The organism is Kitasatospora sp. NPDC043949 (assembly GCF_056435365.1).
Genome location: NZ_JBWKEQ010000011.1, coordinates 162,002 through 180,777 on the forward strand (window position 1 = coordinate 162,002; position 18,776 = coordinate 180,777).

At 73.4% G+C, this 18,776-nt stretch carries 19 protein-coding genes; 13 read left to right on the forward strand and 6 right to left on the reverse strand.

Going from position 1 to position 18,776, the window contains the following annotated elements; all coding sequences use genetic code 11:
* The first annotated feature begins 293 nt into the window (after positions 1-293).
* Complete coding sequence (locus AC07AL_RS12295; protein ID WP_063348164.1) at positions 294-767, forward strand: ATP-binding protein; 474 nt, start codon at positions 294-296, stop codon at positions 765-767.
* 438 nt (positions 768-1,205) lie between these two features.
* Here AC07AL_RS12295 and AC07AL_RS12300 read toward each other — a convergent pair whose 3' ends face one another.
* Entirely contained in the window at positions 1,206-2,177 is a 972-nt protein-coding gene (locus tag AC07AL_RS12300) for a GlxA family transcriptional regulator (protein ID WP_478317388.1), read from the reverse strand.
* A 187-nt stretch (positions 2,178-2,364) separates the two neighbouring features.
* Between AC07AL_RS12300 and AC07AL_RS12305 the strand changes: the two genes are divergently transcribed.
* The 4 genes from AC07AL_RS12305 to AC07AL_RS12320 all read left to right on the forward strand — a co-directional run bounded on the left by AC07AL_RS12305 (position 2,365) and on the right by AC07AL_RS12320 (position 5,987).
* On the forward strand, positions 2,365-3,699 hold the full coding sequence (locus AC07AL_RS12305; RefSeq protein WP_478317389.1) for an MFS transporter: 1,335 nt from the start codon (positions 2,365-2,367) through the stop codon (positions 3,697-3,699).
* Between the two features lie 71 nt (positions 3,700-3,770).
* Positions 3,771-4,298, forward strand: a complete 528-nt coding sequence (locus AC07AL_RS12310) for a GNAT family N-acetyltransferase (protein ID WP_400988795.1) — start codon at positions 3,771-3,773, stop codon at positions 4,296-4,298.
* A gap of 121 nt (positions 4,299-4,419) precedes the next feature.
* Positions 4,420-4,764, forward strand: a complete 345-nt coding sequence (locus tag AC07AL_RS12315; protein ID WP_063348160.1) for a DUF4229 domain-containing protein — start codon at positions 4,420-4,422, stop codon at positions 4,762-4,764.
* Positions 4,765-4,793: 29 nt separating this feature from the next.
* Complete coding sequence (locus AC07AL_RS12320) at positions 4,794-5,987, forward strand: LacI family DNA-binding transcriptional regulator (RefSeq protein WP_478317390.1); 1,194 nt, start codon at positions 4,794-4,796, stop codon at positions 5,985-5,987.
* A 73-nt stretch (positions 5,988-6,060) separates the two neighbouring features.
* On the opposite strand, the gene AC07AL_RS12325 is transcribed toward AC07AL_RS12320, so the two are convergent.
* Positions 6,061-7,269 (reverse strand): MFS transporter, encoded by a 1,209-nt coding sequence (locus AC07AL_RS12325; RefSeq protein WP_478317391.1) that lies wholly within the window; start codon positions 7,267-7,269, stop codon positions 6,061-6,063.
* A gap of 424 nt (positions 7,270-7,693) precedes the next feature.
* Between AC07AL_RS12325 and AC07AL_RS12330 the strand changes: the two genes are divergently transcribed.
* Positions 7,694-9,040, forward strand: coding sequence for a dicarboxylate/amino acid:cation symporter (locus AC07AL_RS12330; RefSeq protein ID WP_363585025.1), 1,347 nt, complete (start codon positions 7,694-7,696; stop codon positions 9,038-9,040).
* A 283-nt stretch (positions 9,041-9,323) separates the two neighbouring features.
* Here the strand turns inward: AC07AL_RS12330 and AC07AL_RS12335 are convergent, their stop codons facing one another.
* Positions 9,324-9,527, reverse strand: a complete 204-nt coding sequence (locus AC07AL_RS12335; RefSeq protein ID WP_052580872.1) for a cold-shock protein — start codon at positions 9,525-9,527, stop codon at positions 9,324-9,326.
* Between the two features lie 368 nt (positions 9,528-9,895).
* Here AC07AL_RS12335 and AC07AL_RS12340 point away from each other — a divergent pair, with 368 nt between their 5' ends.
* The 6 genes from AC07AL_RS12340 to AC07AL_RS12365 all read left to right on the forward strand — a co-directional run bounded on the left by AC07AL_RS12340 (position 9,896) and on the right by AC07AL_RS12365 (position 15,927).
* Positions 9,896-10,798, forward strand: a complete 903-nt coding sequence (locus AC07AL_RS12340) for a menaquinone biosynthetic enzyme MqnA/MqnD family protein (protein WP_063348157.1) — start codon at positions 9,896-9,898, stop codon at positions 10,796-10,798.
* 157 nt (positions 10,799-10,955) lie between these two features.
* Complete coding sequence (gene mqnC / locus AC07AL_RS12345) at positions 10,956-12,176, forward strand: cyclic dehypoxanthinyl futalosine synthase (protein ID WP_063348156.1); 1,221 nt, start codon at positions 10,956-10,958, stop codon at positions 12,174-12,176.
* Between the two features lie 16 nt (positions 12,177-12,192).
* Positions 12,193-12,834, forward strand: a complete 642-nt coding sequence (locus AC07AL_RS12350; protein ID WP_363632132.1) for an amidohydrolase family protein — start codon at positions 12,193-12,195, stop codon at positions 12,832-12,834.
* Positions 12,835-13,147: 313 nt separating this feature from the next.
* Complete coding sequence (locus tag AC07AL_RS12355; protein WP_363632133.1) at positions 13,148-13,669, forward strand: hypothetical protein; 522 nt, start codon at positions 13,148-13,150, stop codon at positions 13,667-13,669.
* 138 nt (positions 13,670-13,807) lie between these two features.
* Positions 13,808-14,503 (forward strand): demethylmenaquinone methyltransferase, encoded by a 696-nt coding sequence (locus AC07AL_RS12360; RefSeq protein ID WP_363585033.1) that lies wholly within the window; start codon positions 13,808-13,810, stop codon positions 14,501-14,503.
* A gap of 134 nt (positions 14,504-14,637) precedes the next feature.
* Positions 14,638-15,927, forward strand: coding sequence for a geranylgeranyl reductase family protein (locus tag AC07AL_RS12365; protein WP_350877772.1), 1,290 nt, complete (start codon positions 14,638-14,640; stop codon positions 15,925-15,927).
* Positions 15,928-15,989: 62 nt separating this feature from the next.
* On the opposite strand, the gene AC07AL_RS12370 is transcribed toward AC07AL_RS12365, so the two are convergent.
* From AC07AL_RS12370 to AC07AL_RS12380, 3 genes are all read right to left on the reverse strand, one after another.
* Complete coding sequence (locus tag AC07AL_RS12370; RefSeq protein WP_363585035.1) at positions 15,990-16,352, reverse strand: MazG-like family protein; 363 nt, start codon at positions 16,350-16,352, stop codon at positions 15,990-15,992.
* A gap of 97 nt (positions 16,353-16,449) precedes the next feature.
* The gene (locus AC07AL_RS12375) at positions 16,450-17,148 is read right to left on the reverse strand and encodes a peptidylprolyl isomerase (RefSeq protein ID WP_363619149.1); all 699 of its coding nucleotides are present in this window, start codon (positions 17,146-17,148) and stop codon (positions 16,450-16,452) included.
* 85 nt (positions 17,149-17,233) lie between these two features.
* A complete protein-coding gene (locus tag AC07AL_RS12380) occupies positions 17,234-17,998 on the reverse strand; it encodes a TetR/AcrR family transcriptional regulator (RefSeq protein ID WP_363632135.1) in 765 nt (254 codons plus the stop codon).
* 94 nt (positions 17,999-18,092) lie between these two features.
* Between AC07AL_RS12380 and AC07AL_RS12385 the strand changes: the two genes are divergently transcribed.
* Positions 18,093-18,758, forward strand: coding sequence for a CatB-related O-acetyltransferase (locus AC07AL_RS12385; RefSeq protein WP_363585041.1), 666 nt, complete (start codon positions 18,093-18,095; stop codon positions 18,756-18,758).
* Positions 18,759-18,776: the final 18 nt, after the last annotated feature.

Sequence of the window (18,776 nt, forward strand, 5' to 3'; positions counted from 1 at the left end):
CGGTACGAGGCTCGCGAGAGTGAACGGGACAGTATGCACTGCGCTGTCCCCCGATCGCTGGAATATGCCCGAAGCGCTTGCCGAGGTCCGTCCGCCCACTCATCCTGAGGCGTAATCGAGTCGCGGCCAGTGCGCGACGGACGAGTTGGCCCGGACGGGACAGGTCGGGTGAGCGCCGGGCGGGAGCCCGGCCGAGGGCCCGGGTGGCACCGGGCGATGTGCGAGGGTTCGCCGGCTGGACGATCCGGCCCGATCGGGACGATGGCCGAACTGCGAGTGCGGGTGGTGGAGCGGTGCAGGTTCTTCAGGTACAGCTGGCGGTGCAGGCGGACCCCGCCGAGGTCGGCCGGGCCCGTCGGTGGGTGCGCTCGCGGCTGCTGAACCACGGGGTGGACCCGGACGCGCCGGTCGCCGAGACGGTGGTGCTGGTGGTCTCCGAGCTGGTGACCAACGCCGTGGTGCACACCGGGTGTCCGGCGGTGCTGCGGCTCTGTCTGCCGGTGGAGGAGGACCAGGCGGGCGGCGAGCCGGCCGGCCCGCTGCGGGTGGAGGTCGCCGACGCGAGCCGGACGGCCCCCGCCCCGCGGCACGCCGGGGCGGACGAGAACGCCACCAACGGGCGCGGCCTGGAGCTGGTCGAGCTGCTCTGCGAGCGCTGGGGCTGGTTCCCGGACGGCTCGGGCAAGCGGGTGTGGTGCGAGATCGGTGCGGACGCCCGGCCGGCGGACCCGCTGGCGGGCGTGGACTGGGCGGCGCTGGCGCAGTAGCGGCAGCGGCAGCCCCGGGGCCCGCTCGGTTCGCTGCCGATCCCGCCGGTGATCGCCGGCGGAGATCACCGGCCGAAAGTTGACGCAACCATTCCGAATTTCGGACTACCCATTGACGTGACGTATCCGACTGATCACGCTTGGGTGCGGCTCTCCGTCAGTGAGGGGACGCCGAGGGGACGCCCGAACGCCGCCGCGGTGCTGTTGTCCAGGGGGACCACGCCAGCAGGGGGGCCGTGGATCGCCGGTCGCGGGCGCTCCTTGGCGAGTGCGGAGGGCGCGGCGCGGGTTCAGGGCCCGTGCGTCGCGATTGGATGGCGGCCGGCCGCGCCGTGCTCGGGGTGCACGCGGCCGGCCGCCATCCGACCCGCCGTCATCCGGCGTCGCTTTCCGGCCACTCGGCCGAGAGCCGCCCAGGGCACCTGAAGCCGCCCGGGGTCACCCGGGGACGGTGCGGAAGGTGCGCCGGTAGGCGCTCGGGGCGACGTCCAGCCGGTCGCGCAGTTGCAGCCGGAGCGAGGCGGCGGTGCCGAAACCGGACTCCCGGGCGACTTGGTCGATCGTCAGGTCGGTGCGCTCCAGCAGCTGCCGGGCCCGCTCGGTGCGCTGCACGGTGAGCCACTTCCCGGGGCTGGCGCCGGTCTCCTCGCGGAAGCGCCGGGTGAAGGTCCGCACGCTCATGCCCGCCCGGTCGGCGAGTCGGCGCAGCGCCAGCGGCTGGTCCAGGTGTTCCAGTGCCCACGCGCGGACGGCGGCGGTGCCGTGGCCGGTGGAGTCCACCGGGCTCGGGGCCTCGACGTACTGCTTCTGGCCGCCCTCGCGCCACGGCGGCACCAGGCAGCTGCGGGCCACCGCGTTGGCCACCGCGCTGCCGTGGTCGCGGCGGACCACGTGCAGGCACAGGTCCACCCCGGCGGCCACCCCGCCGGAGGTGAGGAGGTCGCCGTCGTCCGTGTAGAGCACGTCCGGGTCCAGCCGCACCTTCGGGTACAGCTCGGCGAAGCGCCGGGTGTAGCGCCAGTGGGTGGTGGCCGGGCGGCCGTCCAGCAGTCCGGCGGCGGCCAGCAGGAAGGAGCCGGTGCAGATCGACATCAGCCGGGTGCCGGGCCGGATCCGGCGCAGTGCGGCGGCCAGTTCGGGGGTGAAGGCGGTGTCGACGGTGGCCGCGCTCGCGTCGGCGGAGGCCGGGATCACCACCGTGTCGGCCCGCTCCAGCAGTTCCGGCCCGTGGTCGACGCTGATCCGGAAGTCCGCGCTGGTGGCGACCGGCCGGCCGTCCAGCGTGCAGGTGGCGATCTCGTAGAGCGGCCGTCCGGCCGGGTCCTTGGCGCCGCCGAAGATGCGGGCGGGGATGCCGAGTTCGAAGGCGATCACGCCGTCGAGGGCGAGTACCGCGACCAGGTGGGCCATGCCGTTCCCCTTCGGTGGTGCGGCCGCCCGGGCCGGTCGGATCGGGTCGGCGGGTTGAGTCGGTTCGGTCGGTTCGGTCGGTCCGGCCGGTTCGGGCCAGGGTACGCCGGGACCGTGGCCCGATTCTTGCGAAAGCTGTCATTCAGGCCACTCGTCGCGGCCGCGCCGCTTCGGGACACTCGTCCGCGTGACCGAACGCAACGCCTTCGCCCCCGCCCCCGCGCCCGCCCCCGAAGGACCCGTCCGCCCGGCCCGCCCGGCCCGCTTCCGGGTGCACTACGCCTGGGTGGTGGCCGGTGTCTCGCTGCTGGTCCTGCTCGGCTCGGCCGGCTTCCGGTCCACGCCCAGCCTGATGATGGACGCCCTGCACAACGAGTTCGGCTGGTCGCTCGGGACGATATCCAGCGCCACCTCCGTCAACCTGACCCTCTACGGCCTCACCGCCCCCTTCGCCGCCGCCCTGATGGACCGTTTCGGCGTGCGCCTGGTGGTGGTCTGCGCGCTGCTGACCATCTCGGTCGGTTCCGGGCTCACCATGCTGATGCGCGAGCCCTGGCAACTGGTGCTCTGCTGGGGCGTGCTGGTGGGCCTGGGCAGCGGCTCGATGGCCGGCGCCTTCGCCACCACCATCACCGGCCGCTGGTTCCAGGCGCGCCAGGGCCTGGTCACCGGCGTGCTGACGGCCGCCGGGGCAGCGGGAAACCTGGTCTTCCTGCCGGTCGGCGCCTGGCTGGTCGAGCACCACGGCTGGCGCTCGGCGGTGATCGTGGTCTCGCTCGCGGCCAGCGCGGTCGCCGTCCCCGTCCTGCTGCTGATGCGCGAGCGGCCCGCCGACCTCGGCCTGCTCCCGTACGGAGCGACCGAGGAGCCCCCGGCGCCCGCCGCCGACGGCCGTGCCCTGACCCGCTCGCTGCGGGTGCTGCGGGACGCTGCCCGGAGCCGGGCGTTCTGGCTGCTGTCCGGCTCCTTCGCGATCTGCGGCGCCACCACCGCCGGCCTGGTCGGCACCCACTTCATCCCGGCCGCCCACGACCACGGCATGCCGGTGACCACCGCGGCCGGTCTGCTCGCCATGATCGGCGTCTTCGACGTGATCGGCACCATCTTCAGCGGCTGGCTCACCGACCGGGTCGACTCCCGGATCCTGCTGGTCACCTACTACGGGCTGCGCGGGATCTCGCTGCTCCTGCTGCCGCAGCTGCTCGCAGGCTCGCTGCAGCCGCCGATCCTGGCCTTCGTCATCTTCTACGGCCTGGACTGGGTGGCCACCGTGCCGCCGACCGTCGCGCTGTGCCGCCGGCACTTCGGCGGGGACGCCCCGATCGTCTTCGGCTGGGTGCTGGCCAGCCACCAGATCGGTGCGGCCGTCGTCGCCGGGCTGGCGGGCCTGGCCCGCGACGCGCTCGGGAACTACGACCTCACCTGGTACGGCGCCGGCGCCCTGTGCGTGGTCGCCGTCGGGCTCTGCCTGGCGCTGCGCACCAGCCGGCCGGACCGCCCCGTCGTCCCGGCCCTCCCGTAGGGCGGGCTCCCAGGGCGGGCTCCCAAGGCGGGTCGGGGGCCTGTCGGACCGGAGAGCTAGGCTCCGCAGCCATGGCGCTCATCTTCACCCTGGACCCGAAGCTCGACCCGGACCTGCGCACCGCCGTCGTCCGGCTGTGGGCCGACGTCACCAACGCCGGCGGCGCGGTCGGCTTCGTGGCGCCGGTGACGGAGGACGAGGTTTGGGACACCGCCGACCACCAGTTCGCCGGGGTCGCGCCGGACGGCCCGGACCGGCTGCTGGTCGCCCACGAGAGTGACACCGGCCGGCTCGTCGGTGTCCTCTTCTTCGAGTCGATGCGGTTCGGCCTGATGGAGCACTGGCGGATGCTCAAGCGGGTCATGGTGCACCCCGACTGCCAGGGCCGCGGCTACGGCGTCCGGCTGCTCGCCGAGGCCGAGCGAATAGCCCGGGAGTGGGGCCTGGAGAGCCTGCGGCTGACCGCGCGCGGCGGCCAGGGCCTGGAGCGTTTCTACACCCGCTGCGGCTACCGGGAGGTCGGCCGGGTGCCGGCCGCGGTCCGGGTCGCCCTAGGGGACGACCGCGACGAGATCACCATGTGGCTCGACCTGCGCTGATCCGCAGGACGGCCGGGAGGGGGCGGGCGGGGGGACGGGCGCCCCCTTCCCCGCGCCGCCCGTCAGGCATGCTTCACTGGGAGACCGGCCCCCGCCCAGACCAGTGAAAAGGATGTGTCCCGTGAGCAGCACCGGCCAGGAGAAGTCGCACGCCACGCTCCGCTACACCTCCCTGCGGGTCAGCATCTTCCTCGGCTGCCTGCTGGTCGCCCTGCTGCTCGGGCACTTCAAGATCATCCCGGTCAGCGGCCAGGCCGGAGTGATCTTCCTGTTCCTGCTGGCCGCGATCGCGTCCGCGCCGCTCAGCTACGTGCTGCTGAGCCGTCAGCGCGACGACATGTCCGCCCAGATCACCACCAAGGTCTCCGGCCTGCGCAGCCGTACCGCCGAGCGGATCGCCGCGCAGAACGCCGAGGAGGACGCCGTCGACGAGGCGGCCCGGACGGCCGCCGTCCGGCAGAGCTGACCCCGGCCGGACCCGTAGCCGCAGCCGCCGTGCCCGAATCCGCCGCCTCGGACGCCTCCGCTTCCGACCCCGACCCCGCTTCCGCTTCTGCGGCTTCCGAGCCCGGACCGGCCGACCCGCCGTCCGGGCCGTCCGCGTCGCTCGGGTCGGCCGCGTCGCTCGGGCCGTCCGTCGAGGGGGAGGCCGGGACCTGGCCGGCCCCGGTGCGCCGGCCCACCGGCCGGGACGTGGCCAGGCTCGCCGGGGTCTCCCAGGCCACCGTCTCGCTGGTCTTCTCCGGTGCCGAGGCCGGCCGCCGGGTCTCCGACGCCACCCGGGAGCGGGTCAGGGAGGCCGCCCGCAGCCTCGGCTACCGCCCGCAGGCGGCCGGCCGGCAGCTGCGGCTCGGCCGTAGCGGGATGATCCTCCTGGCGGTGCCGAACATCCTCGGCCCGTTCTTCGGCCGGGTGCTGGAGGGCGTCCACGAGGAGGCCGGCCGGCACGGCCTGGCGGTCGTGGTCAGCTCCGGCTGGGGGAGCGCCACCCTCGCGGAGGCCGCCACCACCAGCCGCTTCGACGGCCTGCTGATCTGCTCCCCGGACGACAGCCAGCTCGGCGAGCTGCCCGCCGACACCCCCGTCGTCTTCCTCGACGCCGACCCGGGCACCGACCGGGCCCGGCCGACCGTCGAACTCGACGTGGCGGGCGGGATGCGCGCCGCCGTCGAGCACCTGGCCGGGCTCGGCCACCGCCGGATCGGGCGGCTGCGCTCCACCCACTCCGCGTACACGTTCCGGGTGCGGCAGGCCGCGTTCGAGCAGGTCGCCGCCGAACTCGACCTGGAGGTCGTGGAGTTGGGCGTGAGCCTGAACGAGGGCCAGCCGGCCGCGCGGAGCGTGGCGCACCGCCTGCTGGAGCGCCCGGACCGTCCGCGCGCGGTGATCTGCGACGACGACGTGGTCGCCTCCGGGGTGTACCAGGCCGCCGCCGAGCTGGGGCTGAGGGTGCCGGCCGACCTGTCGGTGGTCGGCATGGACAACGTCGCGGTGGCCGCGCTGCTGGCCCCGCCGCTGACCACCGTCGACCTGCCCGGCGAGGAGCTGGGCCGGGTCGGCGCGGCGGCGCTGGCGGGCCTGCTGCGCGGCGAGCGGGCGGCGCCCGTCCCGCCGCTGGCCACCTCGCTGGTGCTGCGCTCCTCCACCGCGCCGGCGGTCGGCGCGCCGGGGCGGGGCGCGAAGCCGTAGGCAGGAGCAGGGGAGAACGAAAGACCGCGCCCGCCGGCCAGACCCCGGTGGGCGCGGTCGTCTGTGGGGGGCCTCAGCCCACCGGCACCGGCCGCACCGACGGCGCCGACGGCACCGGGTGGAACCAGCGGCGGGCGCCGAACAGCAGCAGGGCGCCGAGCGCGATCCCGCCCGCCGCGCACAGCGCCACCGGCCGCAGCGAGTCCTCGGCCAGGTTGCCGGACACCGCGTAGCCGAGCGAGTTGCCCGTCGCGAACAGCGTCACCAGCCAGGCGAACGCCTCGGTCACCGTCCCGGTCGGCGCCAGCTCGGCGACCAGCACGAACGCCGCCGCCAGCAGCGGCGCCAGCCCGATCCCGGAGAGGAAGGCCAGCGCGGCCATCGGGTACGGCCCGGGCAGCAGCACCAGCGGCAGGTAGGACGCGGCCATCGCGAGCGCCATGATCCAGGTGCGGGTGGCCGTGCTGCTGCGCCACTTCACCGCGCCGTAGGCGAGCGCGCCGAGCAGGCCGCCGAGCGCCGCCAGCGCCAGCAGGGTGCCCGCGCCGCCGGGCAGGGCGTCGGCGTGGTGCTCGGCGTAGGCGATGAACAGCACGTTCTGCGCGCCGACGGCCCAGCCGGCCCCGGCCAGTCCGACCAGCAGCAGCACCAGGCCGGGGGAGCGCAGCGGGCCGAGCAGCCCGGCGGAGTGCGCGCGGGCCGGGGCGCGCCAGGCCCGGGCCGGGGCGGTGGTGGCCACGATCAGCGCGCCGGCCAGCCCCAGTCCGGCGGCCATCCAGAGCGCGGCGACCGGGCTGAACAGGCCGGCGATCCCGGCGACGGCCAGCGGGCCGGCCACGTAGAGGATCTGCTGGGAGGCGGAGTCGAAGGCGTAGGCGGTGTCGAGCTGCTCCTCCTCCACCACGTCCGGCCAGAGCGAGCGCAGGCAGGGTTCGAGCGGGGGCATGGCGAGCCCGGCGATCGCGGCGCCGAGCGGAGCGGCGATCTCGGAGCCGGGGGCGAGGGCGAGCAGCGCGTACCCGCCGCCGGCGAGCACGGCGGAGGCGAGCAGGACGCGGGGCTGCCCGGTGCGGTCCACGATCCGCCCGAGCACCGGCCCGCCGACGGCGGCGGAGATCGCGTAGGCGGCGGTGGCCAGTCCGATCCGCCCGTACGGCGCGCCGGCCTCGCGCAGGGCGAGGGCGATCACCAGGGCGGTCATGCCGGCGGGCAGGCGGCCGAGCAGGGTGCCGAGGAGCAGGCGGCTGACATGGGGGGCGCGGAGCAGGGCGAGGTAGCCCATCGGGCGTCTTCTCCGGTCTGGGCAGGCGGGGGCGGGGACGCCGTCAAAGTTATACGTATAACCGCTCAGCGGTCAATCGGGCCGGTGGGGATGATCTGATGGTGCGTCAGCTTCGTTCGTGTCCGGATCTCACCCCAACCTCAAACAACTACTTTGAACATCTCAAACCTTTACTGCTAATGTGTCGCCCATGACCACCTCAGACGCATCGCGGAAGCACGGCCGGGGCTCGCTGCCCGGTGCCGCCCGCCCGTGCGCTCTGACCGGTGCTGTGGACAGCCCGCGCCGTTGTCGCGCCATGAGCTGTATCCCGGCGGCACGCCCCTGACCGGGGGCCGGGACCTCCCCGCCCGGCCCGCGCGCCGTGCCGCCTCCTCCGCCACACCCCACCGTCAGCAACGCCCTCCCCCGGAGCCGCACCGTCATGTCCACAGCGCCCGAGGCGACCTCGTCGCCGTCCGTGCTCGCGAGAATCCGCAAGACCCCGTTCTGGGTCCAGATCGTCGGCGGCCTGCTGCTCGGCGTCGGCCTGGGCTACCTGGCCCGCGCCGCCGACATCTCCTGGCTGGCCACCACCCTGGAGACCATCGGCAAGATCTTCGTCCAGCTGCTCAAGCTGGCCGTCCCGCCGCTGGTGTTCACCGCGATCGTGGTGAGCGTCGCAAACCTGCGCAACGTCACCAACGCGGCCCGCCTGGCCACCCGCACGCTGCTCTGGTTCATGATCACCTCGCTGATCGCGGTGGCCGTCGGCCTGGGCCTGGGCCTGCTGACCAACCCCGGCCAGGGCACCAACCTCAAGACCGACGGCCTCAAGGCGCTCGACTCCAAGGGCACCTGGATCGACTTCCTGACCGGGATCTTCCCGACCAACATCGTCGACGCCTTCGCCAAGGTGAACGTGCTGCAGATCGTCTTCATGGCGGTCGTGGTCGGCGCGGCGATCATCAAGCTCGGCAGCAAGGCCGAGCCGGTCCTCAAGCTCAGCGAGTCCGTCCTGGAGCTGACCCAGACCGCCCTGTGGTGGGTCATCCGGCTCTCCCCGCTCGGCACCCTCGGCCTGATCGGCAAGTCCGTCGCCAAGTACGGCTGGGACCTGCTCAAGCCCTTCGCCACGCTGACCCTCGACATCTACGTCGGCTGCGCGCTGGTGCTCTTCGTCGTCTACTCGCTGCTGCTGAAGTTCGCCGCCGGCCTGAACCCGGTCAACTTCTTCAAGGGCGCCTGGCCCGCCATCCAGCTGGCCTTCGTCTCGCGCTCCTCGGTCGGCACCCTGCCGGTCACCCGCCGCGTCACCGAGCGCCTCGGCGTCCCCAGCGAGTACGCGTCCTTCTCCGTGCCGTTCGGCGCCACCACCAAGATGGACGGCTGCGCCTCGATCTACCCGGCGATCGCCGCGATCTTCGTCGCCCAGGTCTACAACATCGACCTCGGCATCCGGGACTACCTGCTGATCGCCTTCGTCTCGGTCGTCGGCTCGGCCGCCACCGCGGGCCTCACCGGTGCGATCATCATGCTGACGCTCACCCTCTCCACCCTGGGCCTGCCCCTGGAGGGCGTCGGCCTGCTGCTCGCCATCGACCCGATCCTCGACATGATGCGCACCGCGACCAACGTCGCGGGCCAGGTGCTGGTGCCGGTCCTGGTGGCCTCGCGGGAGAAGATCCTCGACGTCGCCGCCTACAACCGTCCCTCCGGCGACCTGTACGAGGACGCGCCGTCGGCCGTCGTCCCGGCGCAGACGGACAAGGCGGCCCCGGTGGCTGCCTGATCCCGGCCGGCTCGGCGACAAGGGCCCGCCTGTGCACCGTTCCCCGGTGCGGAGGCGGGCCCTTGTGCGTGCCGCGGGGGCGCGGGTGCGTGCGCTGCTTCCCGGGGCGGTGGCCGGGAGGAGAGGCCGGGGAAAGGCCAGGGGAATAGGCAGGGGGAAAAGGCAGGGGGCCCGCCGGTCGGGCGGGCCCCCTTGGGTGTTGCTCTTGTGCTCATGGTGACGGCTGTCGGGAGCCGCCGACGGACCCGCTGGGGTCCCGAGCGATCAGAACATCAGAAGATGGTCAGATGGGGGTGACGTTCTCCGCCTGCGGGCCCTTCGGGCCCTGGGTGACGTCAAAGTTCACCGCCTGGTTCTCCTCCAGCGAGCGGAAGCCGCTCGCGTTGATGGCGGAGTAGTGGACGAAGACGTCGGGGCCGCCGCCCTCCTGGGCGATGAAGCCGAAGCCCTTCTCAGCGTTGAACCACTTGACGGTTCCCGTGGCCATGCCGTTCTCCTTGCGAGGGACGTGTCGGGGCCACACCGTGTGGCACCCGGTCCGCTGCGCTGATCGCCCTGCCTCCGGACGAGTCCGAAGTTTTTCGATATTGCTGAAAAACTACAAAAAGCCCGCGGTTACATGCTCCGCAGGCTTCAAGTACTGCAAGGGGAATCAAACTGCAACTGAGGGCAACGCTAGCATGCGGTCGCTGTGACGACCAGGGGTGAACTGCGGCCCCCACGGCGCGTGTCGTAGGGCCCCGCAGGGGCGTCCAGCAGGCCTCGCGAGCGCGTGTCGGGTGCCCGGTGCAAGCCTCTGTGAACAGCAGGCATACGCTGCGGGAAAGCGCACGAACAGTACAAGGGAGCGGCGCAGTGGCAGCACCGGACGGACAATCGCGGGAGCCCCAGGAACACACCCCGGTCAGGCCTCGCGTCGGCCACATCCAGTTCCTGAACTGCGTCCCCCTCTACTGGGGCCTCGCCAGGACCGGCAACCTGCTGGACCTCGACCTCACCAAGGACACCCCGGAGAAGCTGAGCGACCAGCTCGTCGACGGCTCGCTGGACATCGGTCCGATCACCTGCGTGGAGTACCTGCGCAACGCCGACGACCTCCTGGTCCTGCCCGACATCGCGGTCGGCAGCGACGGCCCGGTGATGTCCTGCCTCATCGTCAGCAAGGTGCCGCTCGCCGACCTGGACGGCCGCCGCGTCGCCCTCGGCTCCACCAGCCGCACCTCCGTCCGGCTCGCCCGGCTGCTGCTGGAGGAACGCGAGGGCGTCCGCCCCGACTACTTCAGCTGCCCGCCCGACCTCAGCTCGATGCTCGCCGAGGCCGACGCCGCCGTCCTGATCGGCGACCCGGCGCTGCGCGCCTACCTCGGCCAGGCCGCCGACCTCGGACTGACCGTCCACGACCTCGGCGAGATGTGGAAGGAGTGGACCGGCCTGCCGTTCGTCTTCGCCGTCTGGGCCGTGCGCCGCGAGTTCGCCGAGCGCCGTCCGGAACTGACCGCTGCCGTGCACCGGGCCTTCCTGGAGTCCCGCGACCTCTCACTGGTCGAGGCCGCCAAGGTCGCCGAACAGGCCGCCCGCTGGGAGGCCTTCGGCGCGGACGTGCTGGAGCGGTACTTCAGCGAGGCCCTCGACTTCTCGCTCGGCGAGCGGCAGCTGGCCGGCGTCGCCGAGTTCGCCCGCCGGGTCGCGCACGACAGCGGCTTCGCGTCGGACGTCGCGGTGCGGCTGCTGGAGCCGGCGGCGCTGCCGGTCGGCTGAGCACGGTGGTCGGTTGGGCACGGTGGTCGACGGGCAGCGGGCTGACGCGGACGCTCGAAAGGCCTGGCGTAGGCTGGTTCGGCCGTACCCGGACGCCCGCCGTCCGGGGGGCGGCAGCGCCGAGAACTGCAGTATCCGAGAGAGAGAAGGCGGCCAGGTGACCGAGCTCGCAGCGACCACCCTCGATGCGCCCAGCACCGATTTGCAGGCCGTGCTCGACCGGGCCGCCGGCGGTGGCCGGATCACCCCGGAGGAGGCGCTGGAGCTGTACCGCTCGGCGCCGCTGCACGCGCTCGGCTCCGCCGCCGACGCGGTGCGCCGCCGCCGCTACGCCGGTACCGAGCACATCGCGACGTACATCATCGAGCGCAACATCAACTACACCAACGTCTGCGTGACGGCGTGCAAGTTCTGCGCGTTCTACGTGCCGCCGAAGAGCGACAAGGGCTGGTCCCGCGAGCTCGACGAGATCCTGCGCCGCTGCGCCGAGACCGTCGAACTGGGCGGCACCCAGATCATGTTCCAGGGCGGCCACCACCCGGACTACGGCGTGGAGTACTACGAGCGCGCGTTCTCGGCCATCAAGGCCGACTTCCCGCAGCTGGTGATCCACTCCCTGGGCGCCTCCGAGGTCGACCACATGGCCCGGATCTCGGGCGTCTCGATCGAGGAGGCCATCACCCGGATCCACCGGGCCGGCCTGGACTCCTTCGCCGGCGCCGGCGCCGAGCTGCTGCCCGCGCGGCCGCGCAAGGCGATCGCCCCGCTCAAGGAGTCCGGCGAGCGCTGGCTGGAGATCATGGAGGCCGCGCACGGCCTCGGCGTGGAGTCCACCTCCACCATGCTGATGGGCACCGGCGAGACCAACGCCGAGCGGATCGAGCACCTGCGGATGATCCGCGACGTGCAGGACCGCACCGGCGGCTTCCGGGCCTTCATCCCCTACACCTACCAGCCGCAGAACAACCACCTGAAGGGCTCGACGCAGGCCACCGTCTTCGAGTACCTGCGGATGATCGCGATCGCCCGCCTGTTCCTCGACAACATCGCCCACATCCAGGGCTCCTGGCTCACCACCGGCAAGGAGGCCGGCCAGCTGTCGCTGCACTACGGTGCGGACGACCTCGGCTCGGTCATGCTGGAGGAGAACGTCGTCTCGGCGGCCGGTGCCAAGCACCGCTCCAACCTCACCGAGCTGATCCACCTCATCCGGGCCGCCGACCGCGTCCCGGCGCAGCGCGCGACCACGTACGAGCACCTGCGGGTGCTGGACGACCCGGCCAACGACCCGGTGGACCCGCGGGTCGCCTCGCACATCGCCTCCACGGCGATCGAGGGCGGCACCGCGCACCCCGAGCTGAAGATCCTGGACAACTGAGGCCCGGGGCACCGCCGTGCTGACCCTGCACCGGGCGGCCCTGGTGCTGCCCGACCCGGCCGACCCCACCGCCCCGTCCCTCCCGGACGGGGCGGTGCTGGTGCGCGGCGACCGCGTCGAGGCCGTCGGACCGTACCGGGAACTGGCCGCCGCGCACCCGGGGGCGCGACTGCGGGACTGGGGCGCCGCGGTGCTCACGCCGGGGCTGCGCAACCCGTACGGGCACCGGCTGCTGGAACACGCCTACCACCCGGACCCGCGCGAGGAGATCGGCGTCGAGCCGGTCGCGGACGGGCTGACGGGCTCCGTCGACGAGGGGCGCTGCGGCGCGAGCGCCCGGCGCGGGCTGCAACGGATGCTCGGGTTCGGGGTGACGGCGGTGGCCGGGCCGTTCGAGCGGGCCGCGGTGCGCACGGCCGTGGCGCGCTCCGGGCTGGTCGCACTGCCGGGCGCCCCGGACGCGATGGACCCGGCGGACGGCCCGCTGGACCCGCTGTCGGTGCTGCCGCTCGCGGCGGCCGTGCACGGCCGGGTGGCGGCGGGCGGCCGGGCCGACTTCGCGGTGTTCCCGGCCGTTGGGGAGGGCTTCGCCCAGCCATCGCCGGGCGGTTGCCTGGCCGCCGTGCTGGGCGGGCGGCTGGTGTACCGGCGGCGCTGAACGGGGCCGGGAACCGGACGACGTACTCGCCGGTAGTCGGACTTCCTTGCGGCGTACGGCACTTCCTTCGTGTGCCGCCGAACTCCACTGTCCACCCTGTGGGGTGATTCCCCCTTCGCCGTGACCTGAGGGCCCGCCAGCGGATACGATCCCGGACAGCTCACTCCGTACCCTCACCACCTACCGCCCGTGCCCGCGGGTGGCGGGGCCGTGTCCCAGGCCCCGAAGGCAAGCCAGGACAGGAACCATGCGATCCGCGACCGTCCCCCCGCCGCGATCCCCGCGGTTGGGCCGTGGTTGGTACCTCGCCGCCGTGCTCAGCGCCGTGCTGGCCGTCGGCATGTGCCTGCTCGGCTGGCGCCAGGCCGACCAGGCCGACCGGATCGGCGCCCACCCCGTGAGAGTCGAAGGCGTCGTCACCCAGCTCCCCACCGGCGGCGGCTCCTACAGTGCCGTCAGCTACCGGGCGTCCGGCCAGTCGCACACCGCGGCCGCGCTGCCGCTCGCCGACGGCGCCAGGATCGGCGACCCGATCTGCCTGGAGCACGCCGCCGACGACCCGGGCGCGGTGCGGATCTGCGGCGACACCTACCCGCAGCCGGTCGGCGTCGGCCTGGCCCGGTTCAGCGTGCCGGTCGCGGTCGGGATGTTCGTGGTCTGCGTGCTGCGCATCCGGCGGCACCGGCGGGCGCTCGCGGTCCGCGCCGGGCAGGGCCGGCTGGCCACCACCGTCGCACTGGCGACCGGGGCGCTGGCCGACGGGATGCCCGCGATAACCCACGGCAAGCGCTCCCGGCGCCGGCGGCGCGCGAGCGGGCGGCGCGCGCAGCACTGACGGGGCGCGCGGCACCGGTGGGGCCGGGCGGGGGCGCTGGACGGCGGGGGCGTGCGGCGGGGCCCGTGCGGCGGGTGCGGACGCCCCGCGGCGTGCCCCGTTGGTCGGGGTGTCGGCGCCAGGGTGAACAATGGGGGCGTGACCCGAGCCTCTCTGGACAAGCAGCCGCACGAAGTCGCCGCCATGTTCGACGACGTCGCGGCCAAGTACGACCGCACCAACGACGTGCTGTCCCTCGGCCAGGCCCGCGCCTGGCGCCGGGCGGTGGCCGAGGCGGTGGACGCCGGACCGGGGGACCTCGTGCTCGACCTCGGAGCCGGCACCGGCACCTCCTCGCTGCCCTTCGCCGAGGCCGGCGCGCAGGTCGTCCCGTGCGACTTCTCCGTCGGCATGCTCGTCGAGGGCAAGCGCCGCCACCCCGAGCTGCCGCTCACCGCCGGCGACGCCACCCGGCTGCCGTTCGCGGACGGCACCTTCGACTCGGTGACGATCTCCTTCGCGCTGCGCAACGTCCAGGACACCGACGCGGCGCTGCGCGAGATGCAGCGCGTCACCAAGCCCGGCGGCAAGCTGGTGATCTGCGAGTTCTCCACCCCGACCTGGACGCCGTTCCGGACGGTCTACACCGAGTACCTGATGCGCGCCCTGCCGCCGGTCGCCACCGCGGTCAGCAGCAACCCGGACGCGTACGTGTACCTCGCCGAGTCCATCCGCTCCTGGCCCGACCAGCCCGAGCTGGCGGCCCGGCTGCAGGAGAGCGGCTGGTCCAAGGTCGCCTGGCGCAACCTCACCGGCGGCATCGTCGCGCTGCACCGGGCGTACAAGCTCGGGTAGCCGTTGCACCGGCGGTGTGGGGGCGTGGTCGTTTCCGGCGGCGGGGACGGAACTAGACTGCCGGAGACAGAAGCCGCCGTCCCCACAGCCGCAGCTCCAGGAGAGTGTCCACCGTGTCCGAGACCGCAGCCGATCTGACGAAACCGGACAGCCCGGTCGAGAGCACGGCCGACGTCATCGTGGTCGGCGCGGGTCCGGCCGGGTCCACCACCGCGTACTACCTCGCCCAGGCCGGGCTGGACGTGCTGCTGCTGGAGAAGACCGCGTTCCCGCGCGAGAAGGTCTGCGGCGACGGCCTCACCCCCCGCGCCACCAAGCAGCTGGTGGACATGGGCATCGACGTCTCCACCGAGAACGGCTGGCTGCACAACAAGGGCCTGCGCATCATCGGCGGCGGCGTCCGGCTGGAGCTGGACTGGCCCGAGCTGTCCGCCTTCCCCGACTACGGCCTGGTCCGCAAGCGCGCCGACTTCGACGAGCTGCTGGTCCGTCAGGCCGAGAAGGCCGGCGCCCGGCTCTACGAGCGCTGCAACGTCAGCGGGCCCGTCCTGGACGAGCGCACCGGCCGGATCGTCGGCGTCACCGCCAAGCTCGGCGACGAGAAGCGGCCGGTCACCTTCCGCGCCCCGCTGGTGGTCGCCGCCGACGGCAACTCCACCCGGCTCTCGCTCGCCATGGGCCTGCACCGCCGCGAGGACCGCCCGATGGGCGTCGCCTACCGGACGTACTTCACCTCGCCGCGCCACGACGACGACTACCTGGAGTCCTGGCTGGAGCTGTGGGACACCCGCGGCGGCCAGCGCAAGCAGCTGCCCGGGTACGGCTGGGTCTTCGGCATGGGCGACGGCACCTCCAACGTCGGCCTCGGCATCCTCAACTCCTCGCCCGCGTTCGGCGAACTCGACTGGCGCGAGGTGCTCAAGGCCTGGTGCGCCGGCATGCCGGAGGAGTGGGGCTACACCCCCGAGAACATGACCGACCCGATCCGCGGCGCCGCGCTGCCGATGGCCTTCAACCGGCAGCCGCACTACACCCGCGGCCTGCTGCTCGTCGGCGACGCGGGCGGCATGGTCAACCCGTTCAACGGCGAGGGCATCGCCTACGCGATGGAATCCGGCCAGATCGCCGCCGGCGTCATCGTCCAGGCCCACGCCCGGGTCACCGAGACCGGGCGCGAGCGCGCTCTGCAGGGCTACCCGCGCGTCCTCAAGGACGTCTACGGCGGCTACTACACGATGGGCCGCGCCTTCGTGAAGCTCATCGGCAACCCCAAGGTGATGCAGCTCGCCACCCAGCGCGGCCTCACCCACCCGATGCTGATGCGCTTCACCCTCAAGATGCTCGCCAACCTCACCGACCCGCAGGGCGGCGACGCGATGGACCGCATCATCAACGGCCTCGCGAAGGTCGCGCCCAACGCGTAGCGGGCCCGGGGCCTTCTACCGGCCCCCTCGGTCCCCCCGGCCCCCCGGTCCCTTCCAGGACCTCAGGGCGTCTCCTCCGCCGTCTTCCGCTCCCCGTCCGCCGGGCGGCGGGAGGCGGCGGAGCGCTGTTCGACGTAGGCGAGGCGGTCGGCGAAGACCCGGGCCGCGTCGGGGGTGAGCGTCCGGAGGGCGACGAGGGCGGTGAAGACGACGTCGCAGAGCTCGTGCTGGACGTCCTCCCAGCTGTGGGTGACGCCCTTGCGCGGGTTCTGGCCGGTGGCGCCGATCACCGCGGCGCCGACCTCGCCGACCTCCTCGGAGAGCTTGAGGATCCGCAGCAGGCGCTCCTCCCGGGGCGACTGCGTGCCCTGCTCGTCGAGCCACGCGACGAGGTGGTCCACGCTCTCCCAGATCCGGCTGTCCATGCGCGCTGCTCCCGTGCGGTGTCGTTGGTGCTGCCACCGTACGGGAGGCACTGCGGACGCACGGGAACGGCGTGGGGGGTGAGGGGCGGGCTCCCGGTCAGCGGGTGCTGATCTTCACGTGGCGGATGTTCACGGGGAGGGTGGGGAAGCCGTCGCCGGGGTTGTTCTGGTCGTCCTCGCCGCCCGCGGCGATCTTCTGCAGGACGTCCAGGCCCGCCGTGATCCGGCCGAACGGGGTGTAGGCGGGGGAGAGCTTGGTGTCCTTCCAGACGAAGAAGAACTGGCTGCCGTTGGTGTTCGGACCGGCGTTGGCCATCGCCACGGTGCCGGCCGGGTAGGTGGCGCCGGTCAGGTTCTCGTCCGGGAAGGAGTAGCCGGGCCCGCCGCTGCCCGTTCCGGTCGGGTCGCCGCACTGCAGGACGTAGAGCCGCTGGGTGGTGAGGCGGTGGCAGTGGCTGCGGTCGAAGTAGTCGTGCTCGGCGAGGAAGCGGAACGAGAAGGTGGTGCAGGGCGCCTTGTCGGTCAGCGCCTGGAAGGTGATCGCGCCCTGGCTGGTGCGCAGGGTGGCGCGGTAGGGCTGGGCGGCCTTCTCGGCGTCGAAGACGGGGATGCCCTTGAAGTTGTCGGCCGGCACCGCGGGCGTGTAGGCGCAGGCGGGCGCGGGCGGCGGGGTGTCCGCGACGGCGGTGCCGGTGCTCGCCGTGAGCGGGAGGACGGTGGCGACGGCGAGCAGGGCCCAGGGTGCGCGCTTCACGTGACGGGCCTTCCGGAGGGTGGTGGACGGCGGGGTTGGCATGGCGCCATCATCCACGCCGGGGCGGCGATCCGGTAGAGGTCGGTAGGGGCCGTTGGGTTTCAGGCCCCGTCGGGCGGGTGGAGGGTCAGGAGGGCTCCGGGGGAACGGGGTTGGCCCGGGGTGCGGAGGTGAACAGCCCGGCGCGGGCGGCCAGCGCGGCGGCGTCGGCGGCCCGCTCGGCGGTGTGGGCGTCGAGCGGCTCGCCGGTGACGAACAGCCGGTAGTAGAGCGGGGCGGTGGCGGCCCGGACCACCTCGGCGCCGTCCGTTCCGGTGGGCAACTCGCCCCGGGCGACGGCTCGTTCGGCGACCTCGGCGGCCTGGCGGTGGCGGGAGGCGAAGAAGGCGCGCAGGGCGGTCGCGCCGGTGTCGGAGCGCTGAGCGGCGAAGATCAGCGCGGTGGGGGTGGCCCCCAGGTCGGGATCGGTGAAGACGGTGAACACCTCCCGGGTGATCAGCCGCAGGTCCTCGCGGAGGTCGCCGGTGTCGGGCAGCGGCCAGGACTGGTCGGCCGAGGCGGTCAGGGCGTCCGCGACCAGGCCGTCCACTCCGCCCCACCGCCGGTACAGCGTCGCCTTGTGGACGCCGGAGCGGCTCGCGACCGCCTCGACGGTGAGGCCGTCGTACCCCTTCTCGGCGACCTCGGCGAGCGTGGCGGCGACCACCCCCTCCCGGACCCGGGCGCTGCGACCGCCGGGGCGCGGGGTCGGGGTGCGGGGCTCGGGGTGGGTCGTTTCGAGGTGAGTCGTCGCGGGCTGTGCGGTGGTGGCGGGGGCGGTCGTCGCGGGGTGTGCGGTGGTGGCGGGGTGGGTCGTCGCGGGGTGGGTCGGCTCCGGGGCGTTCTCGTTCAAAGTCGACTCCAGTCGCGTTAAGGCTTGCTGTGGTGTGGCGGCCGTGCCATGCTCATCGTAATGCGACCTTGGTCGCGTTACGAGAGGAGTCTGTGTGACCGCCACCGCCATTCCCGACCCCACTGCCCTGCACCCGCTCGCCGGCCACGACCGGGTCGTCCTGCTGCGCCCGCTCGTCACCGACCCGCGGATCGAGGTCGGCGAGTACACCTACTTCGACGACCCCGAAGGGGCCACCCGCTTCGAGGAGCGCAACGTCCTCTACGCCTACGGACCCGAGCGGCTGGTGATCGGAAAGTACTGCGCGATCGCCACCGGGGCCCGCTTCCTGATGGCCGGCGCCGCCCACCCGACCATCGGCGTGTCCACCTTCCCGTTCACGATGTTCGGCGGCGAGTGGACCGAGCGGACCCTCGACCTCGTCACCGGCCTGCCCAGCCGGGGCGACACCGTGATCGGCAACGACGTCTGGTTCGGCTTCGGCGCCACTGTCCTGCCCGGCGTCCGGATCGGCGACGGCGCGATCATCGCGGCCGGTGCGATGGTCACCGCCGACGTCGAGCCCTACACCATCGTCGGCGGCAACCCCGCCCGCCCGATCCGGCGCCGCTTCGAGGGCGCCGACGTCGAGCGACTGCTCCGTGCGGCCTGGTGGAACTGGCCGGTCGAGCTCGTCACCGAGCACGTCCGCGCCATCATGTCCGGGACCCCGGCCGACATCGAGGAGATCGCCGCGGCGAACGGCCTGCTCGCCCGCTGACCTGCCGGGCCTGGGAAG